We start from the raw sequence: 17,829 nt of genomic DNA, 5'->3' as shown, positions 1-17,829 counted from the left end.
AACCGAACTTTTGATAATATAATAAACAAAAATAAAACTTCAGAGATGAAAATTTCATTTGAAAATCCAGACAAGATCAATGGTCTCATGACCTTGACAGTCGAAGAAGCTGATTACAAAGACGATGTCGAGAAGACACTCAAGGATTATCGCAAGCGTGCCAACATTCCGGGCTTTCGTCCGGGTCAGGCTCCCATGGGCATGATTAAGCGTCAGATAGGTACGCAGGTAAAGATGGATGCCATAAATAAACTCTTGGGTGAAAATCTGCAAAAATATATCGCTGACAATAACATTAAGATGCTTGGTCAGCCATTGGCAGCCTCCGGCGAGGAAGCTGTTGATTTGGAGAAACCGGCACCTTATGTGTTTAAGTTCGATATCGCCGTTGCTCCGGAATTTAAAGCGGAGCTGACCGAGAAGGATTCCATTGAATATTACGACATAAAAGTTTCTGACGAACTCATCGATAATCAGGTGGCTCTTTTCGCCAGTCGTGCCGGTCATTACGATACCGCGAACGAATACGATCCCGAAAAGAAGGACATGCTCAAGGGCGATATTCGCGAATTGGATGAAAATGGGAACACGCTCGAAGGTGGTATTACCGTTGAGGCGGCCGTTCTCATGCCGGAGTTTATCAAAGTGGAAGACCAAAAGAAACTCTTTGACGGTGCGAAGCCGGGCGACATCATCACCTTTAATCCTTCCAAGGCATATCCCGACAACGATTCGGAAGTTGCATCTTTGTTGAAGATAGAGCGTGGAGAGACCGAAAATCACCGTGGAGATTTCTCTTATCAGATTACTGAAATCTCGCGTCATGTCAATGCAGAGAACAATAAAGAACTTTGGGATAGTATTTATGGTGAAGAAGCAGACATTAAAGATGAAAAACAATTCCGTGATACCATCGCCAAAGGCTTGAAAGCACAGTTCGACTCCGATGCGGAATTCAAGTTCATTCAAGACGTTCGCACATACTTGGAAAAGAAAGTTGGCAAATTGCAGTATCCCGATGAGCTGTTGAAACGCATCATGCTGACCAACAATCAGGAAAAGGGACAAGAGTTTGTTGACAAGAGCTATGAGGCAAGCTTGAAGGAGCTGACTTGGCACTTGATAAAACAACAACTGGCAGAAGCCAATAATATCAAGATTGAAGATGCCGACATCCGCGAGAGTGCCATCAACTCGGCTCGCGCGCAGTTCGCTCAGTACGGCATGAGCAACGTTCCCGATGAATATTTAAAGAATTATGCCGAGGAAATTCTCAAGAAACGAGAGAATATCGATCAGTTTGTAGAAATGGCTCTCGAACGTAAACTCTCCATCGCCTTGAAAAAGATTGTTAAACTGAAGAAAAAGTCGGTAACTCTTGATGAGTTCAATGCCTTGTTCGCTCCGAAAGAAGAGGCAACTCCCAAGAAAGAGAAAACCACCAAGAGCAAAAAGACCGCCAAGACAGCAAAAACTACCGACGCGAAAAAAGCGGAATAAAAAGTCATTCCATCATAACTTGAAAGAGGTTAAGTCTGTGCCCTAAAGCTTTCTGTCGCGAAAACCAAAGGCGAGACTTAACCTCTTTTCTTTTTTGTATTGCCATGCTTTCACCAAAAATTCATCGGTCTGTAATGAAAAAAGTTTGAGTTTTGTGGAAAGTTTATCTTTTTTTGCTTATCTTTGTGTAATAATAGAAGAAGTGCCACCCATACGGCTGGCATATTCTTTGTAAGAAAGACAAAGAAAACAAGGGAGCGTGGCTTCCGATTTGTCTAACTATTAAAATAAGAAAACAAATGAATGATTTTAGAAAGTATGCCACCAAACATTTGGGGATGAACGGATTGATGCTTGATGACGTAATCAATGCTCAGCAGCAATACTTAAATCCATATATCTTGGAAGAACGCCAACTGAACGTAACCCAGATGGATGTCTTCTCGCGACTGATGATGGATAGGATAATTTTTCTTGGAACCCCTATTGACGACTATACAGCCAATACGCTCCAAGCTCAGCTCCTTTATCTGGATTCAGTCGATTCCGGAAAGGATATTTCCATTTACATCAATTCGCCCGGCGGAAGTGTTACGGCAGGTCTCGGAATTTACGATACCATGCAGTTCATTTCCAGCGATGTGGCAACCATCTGCACAGGCATGGCAGCCTCGATGGCGGCTGTGCTGCTTGTTTCCGGACAAGAAGGAAAACGCACTGCGCTACCACATAGCAGAGTGATGATACACCAACCACTCGGCGGTGTGCAGGGGCAGGCCTCCGATATTGAGATAGAGGCAAAGGAGATACTCAAGTACAAGAAAGAACTCTACACCATTATCAGCGAGCACTCGCATCAATCCTACGACAAGGTGTATAAGGATAGCGACCGAAACTACTGGATGGACGCCGAGGAAGCGAAAGCCTATGGTATGATAGACGCCGTATTAAAACGAAAGAAAGATGACGACACGGCAAAATAAGTGTAGCTTTTGTGGCAGATCAGAGAGAGAGGTAGGATTTCTTATCACGGGATTGAACGGCTTCATCTGCGCGGATTGTGCGCAAAAAGCTTACAATATCTTGGAGGAGTCAGGCGTTTTGGAAGAAACGCGTCCGAAGTCGGGCGAGGTTTTCAAAATGAAGAAAGTGCCTAAACCGAAAGAAATCAAAGCATACCTTGATGAATATATCATCGGACAGGATGAGGCAAAACGCTATTTGGCAGTATCGGTTTACAACCATTACAAACGCTTGCAGCAACCGAACGACAATGATGGAGTGGAAATTGAGAAAAGCAACATCATCATGGTGGGATCCACCGGAACGGGAAAGACACTGTTGGCACGAACCATAGCAAAGTTGCTCGAAGTGCCTTTCACCATTGTCGATGCCACCGTATTTACCGAAGCCGGATATGTGGGTGAGGATGTGGAGAGCATACTCTCCCGCCTTCTTCAGGTGGCGGACTATGATTTGGAGGCTGCCGAGCGGGGTATCGTGTTTATCGATGAGATTGACAAGATAGCCCGGAAGAGCGATAATCCCAGCATTACACGCGATGTCAGTGGCGAAGGAGTCCAGCAAGGACTGTTGAAGTTGCTTGAGGGAACCACGGTCAATGTGCCACCGAAAGGTGGACGCAAACATCCCGACCAAGATTATATTCATGTGGATACACGGAACATACTCTTTGTTTGTGGCGGAGCTTTCGATGGCATAGAACGAAAGATTGCCCAACGTCTGAATACGCATGTTGTAGGTTATAACTCCGTGCAGAATGTGGCGAAGATCGACAAAGAAGATCTCATGAAGTATGTACTTCCACAAGATCTGAAGTCGTTTGGACTTATTCCTGAGATCATCGGCAGACTACCGGTCCTCACCTATCTCAATCCTTTAAATAAGGAAGCGTTGAGAAGGATATTGGTGGAGCCCAAGAACTCCATAGTTAAGCAATATAAGAAACTCTTTGCGATGGATGGTATCGAGTTGACTTTCTCGGAAGACGCGCTGAACTGTATTGTTGATAAGGCGGTGGAATACAAGCTCGGTGCGCGTGGACTGCGCTCCATCGTTGAGGCAGTGATGATGGATATGATGTTCGACATGCCCTCGCGAAAAATCAAGAAGTATGAAGTAACTGCCGATTATGCTCGGGGGCAACTCGACAAGGCACATCTCCACAAGTTAGGCAAGGGCTGATGAACTTCATGGCATCGGTGGCATACGACACGGTGGTTCTCTTTCCATCCTTTAGGGCAACGACAACACACTAATTACAAGAAAATGACAAAGACGATTAATCTGACAGAAAAGCTAAAGCATTATTTCGGTTTTGATAAGTTCAAAGGCGAACAAGAGGCTATTATCCGCAATCTTCTTGCCGGCAACGACACTTTTGTGTTAATGCCGACAGGTGGAGGGAAAAGTCTGTGCTATCAGCTTCCTTCACTCCTCATGGAAGGAACGGCTATTGTGGTTTCGCCTTTGATAGCTTTGATGAAGAATCAAGTTGATGTGATTAATGGTATTAGTGAGAATGACGGAGTGGCGCATTTCCTGAACTCGTCTTTGAAGAAAGCGGAGATAGATCAGGTGAAGAACGATATTATTTCCGGTAGGACAAAACTGTTGTACGTTGCCCCTGAATCACTGAACAAGGAAGACAGCATCGATTTTTTCAAGTCGGTGAAGATCAGCTTCTATGCCATAGACGAGGCACACTGCATATCGGAATGGGGACACGACTTCCGTCCGGAGTATCGTAAGATACGAGTTGCGGTGGATCAAATCGGAAAAGCTCCCATCATAGCCCTTACCGCCACTGCCACGGATAAGGTGCGAACGGATATCATAAAGAGTTTGAACATTGAGGGCTGCGCAGAGTTTAAGAGTTCTTTTAATCGTCCTAACCTTTATTATGAGGTGCGAGCAAAGAAGAATGAGGAGGATACCAATCGGCAGATTATCAAATTCATTAAGCAACATTCCGGAAAGAGTGGTGTTATTTATTGTCTGTCGCGAAAGAAAGTGGAAGAGTTGGCAGCAGTGTTGCAGGCAAACGACATCAAGGCAGCTCCGTATCATGCGGGGTTGGACTCTGATACGCGTTCCAAGACACAGGACGCCTTTCTGATGGAAGAAATAGATGTCATTGTGGCGACGATAGCCTTTGGTATGGGTATAGACAAACCGGATGTACGCTTTGTCATACATTATGATATACCGAAGAGTCTTGAGGGATATTATCAAGAAACGGGACGAGCCGGCAGGGATGGTGAAGAAGGTATCTGTATTGTTTTCTACTCTAAGAACGACCTCATAAAATTGGAGAAGTTCATGGAGGGGAAACCGGTTGCCGAACAAGACATAGGACGACAGCTCTTGCAGGAAACGGAGGCGTATGCAGAATCGTCGGTATGTCGTCGCAAACTGCTCCTACATTATTTTGGGGAGGATTACCCTAAAGATAACTGCGGTATGTGCGACAATTGTCTGCATCCGAAGAAAAAGATAGAAGGCAGGCAGGCATTGCTCATCGTGCTTCAAGCGGTAAAGGCATTAAAAGAAAATTTCCGACAGGAATATGTCATCGACTTTGTAAAGGGGCGTGCAACGGATGATATAAAAGCCCATAAACACGATGAACTGGATGAGTTCGGAGCAGGAGAAAAAATAAATGTCAAGATATGGAATCCCGTTGTTCGCCAAGCTCTCTTGGATGGTTATTTGAAAAAAGACGTGGAGAACTATGGCCTGCTGAAACTGACCGCTTCCGGTAAGCGGTTTGTCAATCATCCAACCTCATTTATGATTGTGTTGGATGCTGAATTCAAATCTGAGGAAGACGAAGATGAAATGATAACGGGAACCGCCGTGCTCGACCCGGAATTGTTTGCCATGCTCAAGGACTTGCGCAAGAACATGGCTCACAAACAAGACATTCCCCCCTACGTCATCTTCCAAGACCCCTCATTGGAGCAAATGTCCACGATGTATCCCGTCACGGAAAATGAGTTGCAGAACATACAGGGCGTGGGTGCGGGAAAGGCAAGACGCTACGGTAAAGAATTTTGCAAGCTCATCAAGAAATATTGCGAAGAGAAAGGCATCGAGCGTCCGGAAGAATTGCGCGTGCGAACGGTCGTTAAGCGTTCTATGCAGAAAGTGAAAATAATACAAGGCATTGACCGCAAGTTGCCACTCGATGACATCGCGATAGCAGAAGGACTGGATTTTGATGAGTTGCTGACCAAGATAGAAGAAATAGTGTATAGCGGCACGAAACTCAATATCGATTATTTCCTTGAAGACATCTATGATGAAGATAAGGTGGACGACATCTATGATTACTTCATGAACAGCAGTACAGACAGTCTTGAGGAAGCCATCAATGAGCTGGATGGTGATTATACGGAGGAGGAAATTCGATTGGTGCGCATTAAGTTCATTTCCGAGATGGCAAACTAAAACATACTCTGCAATATTCGCTCAACAATCTGACGACAAGAGAGAAGAAATGTGATATTGCGAGAAAAGAGTCAAGGATTTGTTCTCTGTTGGCAATAAGTATCCTAAATGCGTTTTAGAAAATCAGGCAGTGGAAAACAAACTCCCGATACCGAACATTCGCCCTGTCATCACCACGAAATTACATGACAAAAACAGCATTAAAAGTGCTTTCCTTAATCCGTTGATAATCAAGATGATATGAATTATGATTTAAAAGCTAAGCTTTTGCGCCTCAATACATGACCTTTTGCAGTGCAAAAGGTAAGCTTTTGAAAAGCAAAAGTTAGCCTTTGTATGGATAGAATAAAAATATTTAGGACACTATTGGTCTGGCGGGGTAGTTCGGGCTTGTAGTTAAATACTTTTAATAAAATCATAGAAAAACGGCAAAATAGCAATGGATATGATTTATTATTGCTAAATTTGCACGCAATAAATTTTTTTAAAAATACTATGTCATCATTTGTTGCAGATAAAATTGTGATGGACGGATTGACTTACGACGACGTCCTATTAATTCCGGCTTACTCTGAAGTACTGCCTAAAGAGGTAGAGTTGAAAACCAAGTTCTCGCGTAACATAGAGCTTAATATTCCCTTCGTAACCGCGGCCATGGACACGGTTACCGAAAGCGCCATGGCCATTGCCATTGCTCGTGAGGGTGGAATTGGCGTGATGCACAAAAATATGACAATCGAAGACCAAGCACGCCAAGTGGCTATCGTGAAACGCGCCGAGAATGGAATGATTTACGATCCGGTAACCATTCGCAAAGGCAAGACGGTGAGAGACGCTTTGGCAATGATGGCGGAATATCACATTGGCGGTATCCCTGTTGTTGATGAGGAAAATCATCTCGTGGGCATTGTTACCAATCGCGATTTACGTTTCGAGCGTCGTTTCGACAAGACCATTGATGAAGTGATGACTAAGGAGAACCTCGTAACGACTCACGCGCAAACCAATCTTAGCGCGGCTTCGCAGATTCTTCAAGAACACAAGATAGAGAAACTTCCCGTAGTGGATAAGGATAATCACCTCATAGGGTTGATTACCTATAAGGACATTACAAAGGCAAAGGATAAACCCATGGCTTGCAAGGATGACAAAGGACGTCTGCGTGTGGCAGCCGGAGTGGGTGTTACAGTCGATACGATGGAACGTGCACAGGCTTTGGTGGATGCCGGAGTAGATGCAATCGTCATTGATACGGCTCATGGTCATTCCAAGGGCGTCATCGGAAAGCTGCATGATGTGAAGTCTGCTTTCCCGAACCTTGATGTCGTGGTAGGGAATATTGCCACGGGAGAGGCTGCAAAGTATCTTGTGGAGAACGGTGCCGATGCCGTGAAAGTGGGAATCGGACCGGGGTCCATCTGCACTACGCGCGTGGTTGCCGGAGTGGGCGTTCCACAATTGAGTGCCATCTACGATGTCTGCTCCGCATTGAAAGGGACAGACGTTCCGTTGATTGCCGATGGAGGCTTGCGTTATTCCGGAGATATCGTGAAAGCATTGGCAGCCGGTGGCAACGCGGTGATGATTGGCTCGTTGGTAGCCGGTACGGAAGAATCGCCGGGTGATACCATTATTTTCAACGGACGCAAGTTCAAGAGCTATCGGGGAATGGGGTCTTTGGAAGCAATGGAACAGAAAAATGGTTCTCGCGACCGTTATTTCCAAAGTGATGTGAGCGACAACAAGAAACTCGTTCCGGAGGGTATTGCCGGCAGAGTGCCTTACAAGGGTACCGTTCAGGAAGTAATCTACCAGTTGGTGGGAGGCTTGCGCTCCGGCATGGGCTATTGTGGCGCGGAATCCATCAAGAAATTGCACGCCGCGAAGTTTACGCGAATTACCAATGCCGGTGTTATGGAGAGCCATCCACACGATATCACCATTACGAGTGAGGCTCCCAACTATTCACGTCCCGAATAGATAAGAGCATCGGAGCGAATAAATATAATAAGTTTTTTATAGTCATACAAACATTATCCTCGCGCAAGAGGGAAATGAAGAAAGAACAGATGTGATATGAGAATAAAGACACTGTTTGCCGTTGTGCTGTTTTTCAGTACGATGGCGTGGGCACAGAACGACCCAACCATCATGACCATAAACGGTCAGCCCGTAAGTCGTTCGGAGTTTGAATATTCTTATAACAAGAACAATACAAAGGGAGTCATCGACAAGAAGAGTATTGACGAATACGTTGAATTGTTCATTAATTATAAATTGAAAGTTCAAGCGGCATTAGATGCCCGACTTGATACGATGAAGTCTTTCAAACAAGAGTTTCTTTCCTATCGCGATCAGCAAATTCGTCCGACAATGATTGATGAATCGGATGTTGAGGCAGAGGCGAAGAAAATCTATTTGGAAACAAAGCAACGCATTGATGCTGCCGGAGGTTTGATGCGTTGTGCCCACATCTTGCTTTCTCTTAATCAGCGAGCGTCCGATGTTGAGCAGATGAAAGTGAGAAATCAAGCTGACTCCGTTTATAACGCTCTAAAGCACGGAGCCGACTTTGCAGAATTGGCAAGGAAGTATTCCGGAGATAAAGGCTCTGCCGTGAAAGGTGGAGAATTGCCCCCGATAACAAAGGGACAAACTGTTCCGGAATTCGAAAATGCTTTGTTGCTTCTGAAGCCCGGAGAAATCAGTAGTCCGGTACTTTCACCATTCGGTTATCATATCATTAAAATGATAGGAAAAGAGGAAATGCAGCCCTATGATTCGTTGAAAGCAGATATTCTTCATTTCATCGAGGTGCGCAATCTTCGTGAACAGATTATTAATCAGAAATTAAATCAGCTTTCCATGGAGGCAGGCAACGGCGTTACTCCGGAAGAACTGTTGGATAGACGACTTGAGGAACTCGAAGCAAAAGATCCGGATTTGAAAAATCTGGTGCGTGAATACCACGATGGATTGTTGCTTTTTGAAATCAGTAAGCGCACCGTTTGGGACAAGGCTATCAAAGATGAGAACGGATTGCAGACTTATTTTAAGAAGAACAAGAAGAAATATAAATGGGAGCAACCTCGTTTCAAGGGAATTGCTTACCATGTGAAGAATAAGGCTGACATCGCCGCAGTGAGAAACTGCGTGAAAAACTTACCCTTCAACAAGTGGGCGGAAAAGTTGCGCTCCACTTTCAACAACGATAGCGTCATTCGGATACGTGTGGAAAAAGGTATCTTTAAAGCAGGTGATAATCCACTCATCGACCGAAAGGTGTTTAAAAAGAATGTGGAAGTAAAACCATTAAAAGATTATCCCATTGATGCGATTTATGGTAAGAAACTGAAAGCACCGGCTGAATTGGACGATGTACGCGGACAGGTCATTGCCGATTATCAAGAAGTTCTCGAAAAGGAATGGGTAGCCACTTTGCGTAAGAAGTATGCCGTTACAATCCATCGCGACGTACTTGCCACGGTAAACAAGCATTGATGTAAAACGAAGTTTATGAAGATAAAAAAACATAGTCTCGCGCTTGCTCTTGCAGGCTTGGTCATGTCGGTAACGAGTTTGCAGGCAAAGATGTTCTTTCAATCCAATTCGCGTCATTCGCAAGACTCTCTCCAGACAGAGACAGTCAATCCGGAAAGTGTTGTCGATGAAGTGGTTTGGGTGGTAGGTGATGAACCCATCTTGAAGTCTGAAATGGAAATGATGCGACTGCAAGGTGAAGCGGAAGGTATGCATTGGAAAGGAAATCCGGAATGTGCCATACTGGAACAAATCGCTGTTCAGAAATTGTTCTTGCATCAGGCTGCATTGGATAGCATCACCGTAACAGAGGCAGAAATCGCGCAAGGTGTGGATCAGCAAATCAATTATTGGATTTCCATGCCGCAGATTGGCTCAAAAGAGAAATTGGAAGAATATCAACGCAAGAGCCTGTCGCAAATTCGACGCGACTTGCACGATGACTTCAAAAACCGCGAATTGGTGCGGAAAATGCAAGAAACATTGGTGAGCGATGTAAAGGTGTCCCCTGCAGAGGTACGCGATTATTTCCGGAAACTGCCCGCTGACAGTCTTCCGATGATACCCACGACCGTGGAAGTGGAGATTTTAACCCAAACACCGAAAGTAGAGCAGGAAGAAATCAACAGGATAAAGAACCAACTTCGCGATTATACAGATCGAGTAACAAAGGGGGAAACCTCATTCGAAACCCTTGCTCGTCTGTATTCCGAAGATCCGGGTTCTTCGCGACAAGGTGGTGAACTCGGATATATGGGGCGTGGAATGCTCGATCCCGCTTTCGCATCGGCAGCTTTTAATCTCACCGATCCGAAAAAAATATCGAAAGTGGTGGAAAGCGAATTTGGTTATCACATCATCCAATTGATCGATCGTAGAGGCGATAAGATCAATTGCAGGCATATCTTGTTGAAGCCCAAAGTGTCGCAAGAGTCTATCACCACTGCGGAGCACCGCTTGGACTCCATATCGACTGATATAAAGAACGGAAAATTTACTTTTGAGGCAGCTACGGCTTATATTTCAGATGATAAAGACACAAGAAATAATCATGGATTGATGGTGAACTCGTCGGAGAACGCGCGCACTTCTCGTTTCGCCATGCGAGACCTTCCTCCCGATATAGCACGAATGGTTGAGACTATGCAGGTTGGCGAGATTTCAAAACCTTTCGTTATGACGAATGCAAAAGGGAAAACAGTTTGTGCCATTGTCAAGCTCAGAAGCAGGGTCAAGGAACATAGGGCAACCATTACGGAAGATTTTCAGGCAATGAAAGACATTGTAACGGTGAAACGCCGACAGCAAATCATTCATGACTGGGTGGTGAAGAAAATAAAAGACACATACGTGAGAATGAATCCTCGTTATCGGGATTGCGATTTTGAATACGAAGGTTGGAAACGATGACTCCGAAAATCAAAATGAAGACCGAGCAATGCGGGCATAGAATCTTAACTATCGTGATTCTATGCCTGTTTGGGCTAAGTGTATCGCTTGCTGTTTCCGCTCAGGCAAAAAATAAGAAGAAAGGCGATAAAGTCTATATCGACCATGCCGATAACTTGCGCATGAACGAGTATGAATTGCCTAATGTTCAGATTGCCAAAGGAAACGTGAAGTTCCGTTATAAAGACATGACTTTGCTTTGCGATAGTGCATTTCTCAATGAACGGGAAAATACTTTTCAAGCATTCGGGCATGTTGATTTGAAGCGCAAAGATGGAACCCATCTCAATTGCTCACGCGCCTATTACGAGGGATTTTCTCAAATGATGCGGGCAAGAGGGAAGGTACATCTGCGGAAAGGAAACAAATCGCTTCGTTGCGACAGCTTGGATTACGATATGGCTTCAAATGTGGGGAACTATTTCGGTGGTAGAGGAACGTTGGTGTTCAATGGGAATACGGTCGTGGCAGACAAGGGAGACTACAATACGGAAACCCACGATGCGAATTTCTATGATAACGTGGTTATTTTTACGCCAAAATATAAAATCAGCACACCTACGGCACATGGAAATACGGAAACAGGCTTGATGCACGTAGTGGGGAAATCGGTGATACGAACTCGGAAAGGTGAGGTCATTAATACCAACGATGGCACTTATAACAGCATCACCGACCACATGGAACTACAAGGCTTTTCTACCATCAAGTCGCGTGAACGCGATGTGCAAGGCGACAATATCATCTATAACAGTACTACGGGAGAAGCCGAAGGACACGGCAACGTGAAAATAGTTGATAAGGTGAACAAACGAATCATGACCGGCAACGATATCACCTATAACAGCAGGAAAGGTTATACTGAAGGTTTCGGAAACGTGAAGATTATTGATAACAAGGAAAATCGCACCATCATTGGCGATCACGTCATCTACAATTCACAGACCGGACATAGTGAAGGACATGGTAATGTGAAAATTGTGGATAGGGCAAAGATGCGAACCATCGTTGGCGATAACCTTATCTATAACAGCAAATCAGACGAAGGAGAAGGAAATGGTAATGTATATTATCTTGATGAGAAACGTAAACACGCTTTTCAAGGAGATTATGTACATTACACAGACTCTGCTGCCATCGCCTATGGGGGAACCCCCGGTCCGGTGGCAAAAGAATTTTCGAAAGGCGATACGCTGTTTGTTCACGCCGACACCATCAGCATGAAAGGCTTCAACATGAACACCCCGGAGATGTATCGTGAGTTGTATGGCGTAAATAATGTTCGCGCTTTTCGTACCGATATACAAGCTATCTGTGGCTTTTTGATAGCTAATTCAAGAGACTCTTGCATGACCATGTATCAGAGCCCGATTGTTTGGACCGGCAATCGCCAAATGTTGGGCGATTCCATCAAAGTGTTCATGAACGATTCCACCATCCGCAAAGCCTATCTGCTGGGTAACGCATCGTCCATAGAGGAGATGGAGGATAAGATACATTACAACCAAGTGTATTCAAAACGTATGAATGCTTATTTTGAAGGAGGAAATGTACGGTGGGGAGAAGCCATTGGTAATGTCTTGACAGTGTTCTTTCCCATAGATGATAAAGATAGTACGCTGATGGCACTCAATTATTTGGAAACAGATACCCTGCGGGCGTATATGCGACCTGATAGGAAATTGGAAAAGATATGGACAAATAAGTTTAATGCTACGGCGTATCCTATGACGCAAATCCCACCTGATAAATTGAAATTGCGTTATTTTAAGTGGTATATAGATATGCGACCGCGCGATAAATTCGATATTTTCCGTCGAGTGGGACGCGAAGGCGATGCGGACATTGCTCCCAAGCCCGTTGCAGCTCCTCCTCGCCAGACCATTCTTAATTAAATACTGAGACAAGTCATGCTCTTCTTTAATCAACTCAAGCCCCGTCATTTTCATCACGACTACATCTATGTGGACGAACGAAAAGAGAAATTGGAAAAGTTAAGACAGAAGGCGAAGCAGGAATTGGGATTACGCGGAGATGACGTTACGATAATGCGGACGGAAAGTCATTGTTCTGATGCGTTCTTTCACTTTCGGAGAAGAAATCGCGAGAAATCTTCTATGCGGATGCTCTTGAGTGTGGGCGTGAGTGCTATCTTCGCGTTGTCGTTGATGTTTCTATTGCTGTTTTTAATATAAGATGTCTATGAATGATGTGATACAACTTTTACCCGATAGTGTTGCCAACCAAATTGCGGCGGGTGAGGTAATCCAACGCCCCGCTTCGGTTGTGAAAGAGTTGGTGGAGAACGCCGTTGATGCCGGAGCCACTCATATAAATGTATTGGTGGTTGATGCCGGGCGAACGTCCATACAAGTGATTGACAATGGGAAGGGAATGTCGGAAACAGATGCCCGATTGGCATTTGAACGCCATGCGACATCGAAGATTAGAAAAGCTGATGACTTGTTCGCTCTCCATACGATGGGCTTCAGAGGTGAGGCTTTGGCATCAATTGCGGCAGTGGCGCAAATAGAATTGAAAACCAGACAGGTGGGCGAAGACATTGGTACGATGCTGACGTTGGCGGCAAGTCGTTTCACCGGTCAGGAACCTTGCTCATGCCCGGTGGGAAGTAATTTCAAGATAGAAAATCTTTTCTTCAATCTTCCCGCGCGCCGTAAATTCCTAAAGACGAATACCACTGAATTAAATAATATCATCACAGCTTTTGAACGTATAGTGTTGGTCTATCCCGATGTTTCGTTCTCATTGCATAGTAACGGAGTGGAGATGATGTCGTTAAAGGCCGGGAATATCCGCCAAAGGATTGTGGATGTTTTCGGAAAGAAAATCAACCAAGATTTGTTACCGGTGGAGGTAGATACGACGCTTTGTAAAATCCATGGATATGTAGGCAAGCCGGAGTCATCGAAGAAAAAAGGCGCATTGCAATATTTCTTCGTCAATAATCGCTTCATGAAGCACCCTTATTTTCATAAAGCAGTGATATCGGCTTTCGAGCGACTACTGCCTGCAGGAGAACAAATCCCCTATTTTCTTTATTTTGATGTCCCGGCAGAAAATATTGATGTGAATATCCATCCTACCAAGACAGAAATAAAATTTGAAAACGAACAGGCCGTCTGGCAAATTCTTTTGGCAGGAGTGAAAGAGGCAATAGGGCGCTTTAATGATATCCCTACCATTGATTTCGATAACGAAGGAAAACCCGACATCCCGGTCTTTAACCCCAATCTCGGAACTGCCGTGCCCAAAATTAGTTATAATCCTCAATATAATCCCTTCAAAGAGACTCCTGCCTCCTCTTCTTCCAAGAGTGAATGGGAAAAACTCTATGCGAGTTTGCCGGGGGGAACAAAAGGTAGTAACAACCAGAACATCCCCCTCGAACCTCAAAACGAACAGGTGCTTTTTGAGTCGGATGAAGCGAGTACAGCTACCAATAGCGTTTTTGAAGATAAATCGCCCATACATTATCAATATAAAGGAAGATACGTGATGACTGCCGTGAAGTCCGGACTCATGCTTATCGATCAGCATCGTGCTCACGTGTGCGTTTTATACGAATCTTATTTGCGTAGAATGCAGGAGCGTAAGACACATACACAGAAATTGCTCTTTCCCGAGATGATAAATTTTTCACCCCAAGACGACATGCTGTTGCGGGACGTGTTGCCCGAAATACAAAACTTAGGTTTTGACCTCAGTTCCATGGGAAGTGGCAGCTATGCCGTCAATGGAGTTCCTTCCGGGATAGAGGGACTGAATGTTGCGACGCTCATACCCGAGATGTTGGTGGCATTGAAAGAAACCAATCAGAAACCCGGAGAGAGTGTTAATCAATCGTTGGCGCATACGCTGGCGCGCAGTGCCGCCATTCCCCAAGGACAAATCTTGAGTAACGAGGAAATGGAAAATTTGGTAAATCAACTCTTTGTATGCGAAAACGTCAATTATACACCTGACGGGCATCCCATAATCGCGATAATAAAGCAGTCAGAAATTGAACATTTGTTCGGAAAAGACTGATTTTTTGATAGTATCACGTTTTTTTTTACTAAAATTGGACTTTTTTTTCATGAAATTATATGGTATTGAAAATTAATTGTTACCTTTGCCCATGATTATGAGTGTAAACTTACTAATTACTGATTGATATTTTTGATTGTTTAATAAATAAAGGTTATGAAAAAATTATTAATGGTATTGGCATTTGCCGGCGCAACTGTAGCCGGATTTGCTCAGAACGACGTACCTGCTGAGAAGTACAGTGTCGCTACAAATTCTTTCTGGCACAATTGGTTTTTGCAGGTAGGTGCAGAATGGAATGCATGGTATTCTGGTCAAGAACATGGTCGTAATTTGGACAAGAGTCCTCTTAAGAGCTTCCGCGCAAAACCGGGAGTAGGTGTTGCCATTGGTAAATGGTTCACTCCGGGTATCGGTCTTCGTACGAAGTTCCAAGGAGTTTGGGGTAAGCGTGTCAGCGATGCTCGCAACACAGAATACGATATCGATAACAAATACTGGATTCTCCAGGAACAGATCATGTTCAACTTGAGCAACTTGTTCTGCGGTTACAACGAGAATCGTGTATGGAATCTTATCCCATTTGCCGGTGGTGGCGTAGGTCGCTCTATGACTAAAAACGTTTATGGCATGGGTCTTAGTGCAGGTATCCAGTCTTCTTGGCGTTTGAGCAACGCTGTTCGCATCTATCTTGAAGCAGGATGGAATCGTTATGAAGGCGATGTTGACGGATACGATCAGTATGTCGGCAACCGTGGTTGGGACTCTCACGATAACAACCTTTATGCAGAGTTGGGTTTGAACTTCAACCTCGGCAAAAACACATGGAGCAAGACTCCGGACGTAGAGGCTATCAACGCACAGCACCAGTCTGCTCTTGATGCTTTGAATGCACGCCTTCGCGATGCTGAAGCAGAGAACGCTCGTCTCCGCGATGAACTTGCAAACCAGAAACCGGTAGAAACCGTTAGCGAGTCTGTTAAGGAATTGGTTACAACTCCAATCTCAGTGTTCTTCAACATTGACAAGACCAACATCGCTTCTCAGAAGGATCTCGTAAACGTACAGGCACTTGCCAAGTATGCTATCGACAACAACAACAACCTCCTCGTAACCGGTTACGCTGACAGCGCAACAGGTAAGGCTGACCACAACCAGTGGCTCTCTGAAGAGCGTGCTAAGACTGTAGCAGGTGAGCTTGAGAAGATGGGTGTTGAGCCGGGCAAGATTACAACTGTTGGTAAGGGTGGCGTAGACACATTGTCTCCTATCTCTTTCAACCGTCGTGCAACTGTTCAGGTTACAGACTAATTCAAGGAGTTATTAAATGTATAGGGTGTTTGTCCAAAAGGGCAAACACCTTTTTATTTTAAAAACTGTACGGATTATTTGGAGGATAAATAAAAAATATCTATCTTTGCACTCGCTTACGAAAGTAAGGGCGTTTAGCTCAGCTGGTTTAGAGCATCTGCCTTACAAGCAGAGGGTCGGCGGTTCGAATCCGTCAACGCCCACTTCAAAGAGGAAGGAGAGATACTCCATTGAGGTGCAGCGATGAAATAAAAATTAAGGGCGTTTAGCTCAGCTGGTTTAGAGCATCTGCCTTACAAGCAGAGGGTCGGCGGTTCGAATCCGTCAACGCCCACAAATAGAGACTCGCAATATCTATGTTGCGAGTCTTTTCTTTCTAATCGGAATCGCTCTCCGGACAATTCAACGATTTTCTCATAGCTTTCAAATGACAAACAATCCGGGTAGTGTGAGATTTTTTCCTCCACCGACTTAACTGTTTCGGGAGACGTTTGTCCGAATCCGAAGACCCGGAAAGCTATGCTGTGAATTATGTCAATGTGGCGGTTTTTTTTGTTTTTTATTACTGTCCGCTAAACATCCCACATTTTTTATGAATTAGGGCTGACACTTCTCACGAGGTATCAGCCCTTTTTGTTATCTTTGCTTTTGTTTCCAAACTCAGATAACATGGGCAAAAGTACACATTTCTTCGGACAGCCGGTATATGGTCAGCTGATAAAATCTCTCGACCATGATAAAATAGTTGAAATAAGCCGTCGGAACGGCGGTGAGCGGTATGTGAAGACCTTTGATGGCTTCACCCATCTTCTTACGATGCTGTATGCAGTCATCATGCGCTTCGACTCCCTGCGCGAGATAGAGGCGGCAATGACGGCTGAGGTGCGCAAGCTTCATCACATAGGCATTGACAGGGTTCCTAAGCGCAGTACCCTGTCAGACGCGAACGCCAGACGCTCGGAGAAGTTCTTTGAGGACGTGTACCACGACCTTTACGAGTCCAATAAGGACAGACTTTCTTCGGACAGCCGACGCAATGGTACGGAGGAATGGATAAAGCGTCTGAGAATCATCGATTCCACCACGATAACCCTGTTCTCTAACGTCATCTTCAAGGGTGTGGGACGGCATCCTAAGACGGGAAAGAAGAAGGGAGGCATAAAAGTGCATTCCGTCATTCATGCAAACGAAGGAGTTCACTGTGACGTGAAGTTCACTTCTGCTGCTACCAACGATTCCTTTATGCTCGCCCCCAGCCATTTCAAGCATGATGAAATCATTGCCCTGGATCGTGCATATATCAACTATGAAAAGTTTGAGGAACTGACCGAGAGGAACGTCGTCTATGTCACCAAGATGAAGAAAAATCTCAAATACGAGGTGTTGGCAGACTGCATGGATATGAACGAGGATGGGCTGATGGAATATCGTGAGCAGGTGGTGGTGTTCAGGAAGGGCGGTATCAACCATATAGCGCGTATCATCACCTATGTGGATATCAAGAAG

11 protein-coding genes, 2 tRNA genes and 1 pseudogene (1 of these 14 only partly in view) are annotated in these 17,829 nt (G+C 44.8%); all 14 read left to right on the top strand.

Going from position 1 to position 17,829, the window contains the following annotated elements; genetic code table 11:
- Positions 1-45 precede the first annotated feature (45 nt).
- Positions 46-1,500 (top strand): trigger factor, encoded by a 1,455-nt coding sequence (tig, locus tag E0E16_RS12295; protein WP_130830483.1) that lies wholly within the window; start codon positions 46-48, stop codon positions 1,498-1,500.
- Between the two features lie 299 nt (positions 1,501-1,799).
- Positions 1,800-2,483 (top strand): ATP-dependent Clp endopeptidase proteolytic subunit ClpP, encoded by a 684-nt coding sequence (gene clpP / locus E0E16_RS12290; protein ID WP_130830482.1) that lies wholly within the window; start codon positions 1,800-1,802, stop codon positions 2,481-2,483.
- A complete protein-coding gene (gene clpX / locus E0E16_RS12285) occupies positions 2,464-3,705 on the top strand; it encodes an ATP-dependent Clp protease ATP-binding subunit ClpX (RefSeq protein WP_130830481.1) in 1,242 nt (413 codons plus the stop codon). The genes clpP and clpX overlap by 20 nt, the downstream gene beginning before the upstream one ends.
- A gap of 84 nt (positions 3,706-3,789) precedes the next feature.
- The gene (gene recQ / locus E0E16_RS12280; RefSeq protein ID WP_130830480.1) at positions 3,790-5,973 is read left to right on the top strand and encodes a DNA helicase RecQ; all 2,184 of its coding nucleotides are present in this window, start codon (positions 3,790-3,792) and stop codon (positions 5,971-5,973) included.
- A gap of 495 nt (positions 5,974-6,468) precedes the next feature.
- Entirely contained in the window at positions 6,469-7,953 is a 1,485-nt protein-coding gene (guaB, locus tag E0E16_RS12275; protein WP_130830479.1) for an IMP dehydrogenase, read from the top strand.
- Positions 7,954-8,049: 96 nt separating this feature from the next.
- Positions 8,050-9,474, top strand: a complete 1,425-nt coding sequence (locus E0E16_RS12270) for a peptidylprolyl isomerase (protein ID WP_130830478.1) — start codon at positions 8,050-8,052, stop codon at positions 9,472-9,474.
- A 15-nt stretch (positions 9,475-9,489) separates the two neighbouring features.
- Positions 9,490-10,923: a peptidylprolyl isomerase gene (locus E0E16_RS12265; RefSeq protein WP_130830477.1), complete on the top strand. Its 1,434-nt coding sequence runs from the start codon at positions 9,490-9,492 to the stop codon at positions 10,921-10,923.
- 14 nt (positions 10,924-10,937) lie between these two features.
- Entirely contained in the window at positions 10,938-12,857 is a 1,920-nt protein-coding gene (locus E0E16_RS12260) for an OstA-like protein (RefSeq protein ID WP_165444236.1), read from the top strand.
- 15 nt (positions 12,858-12,872) lie between these two features.
- A complete protein-coding gene (locus E0E16_RS12255) occupies positions 12,873-13,157 on the top strand; it encodes a hypothetical protein (protein ID WP_130830475.1) in 285 nt (94 codons plus the stop codon).
- 7 nt (positions 13,158-13,164) lie between these two features.
- Entirely contained in the window at positions 13,165-15,012 is a 1,848-nt protein-coding gene (mutL, locus tag E0E16_RS12250) for a DNA mismatch repair endonuclease MutL (RefSeq protein WP_130830661.1), read from the top strand.
- 156 nt (positions 15,013-15,168) lie between these two features.
- Positions 15,169-16,323 carry an OmpA family protein gene (locus E0E16_RS12245; protein WP_130830474.1) on the top strand — a complete coding sequence of 385 codons (1,155 nt, stop codon included), beginning with the start codon at positions 15,169-15,171 and terminating at the stop codon, positions 16,321-16,323.
- A 128-nt stretch (positions 16,324-16,451) separates the two neighbouring features.
- Positions 16,452-16,526 (top strand) — tRNA-Val (locus tag E0E16_RS12240).
- 56 nt (positions 16,527-16,582) lie between these two features.
- Positions 16,583-16,657: transfer RNA gene (locus E0E16_RS12235), tRNA-Val, on the top strand.
- 335 nt (positions 16,658-16,992) lie between these two features.
- Positions 16,993-17,829, top strand: a pseudogene (locus tag E0E16_RS12230) (IS4 family transposase) (it continues 514 nt past the right edge of the window).

Origin of the sequence: Prevotella rectalis (assembly GCF_900607215.1) — a bacterium.
GTDB classification, from domain to species: domain Bacteria; phylum Bacteroidota; class Bacteroidia; order Bacteroidales; family Bacteroidaceae; genus Prevotella; species Prevotella brunnea.
Note: the sequence above shows the minus strand (reverse complement) of the source record. Positions and strands in the feature narration are given on the sequence as shown.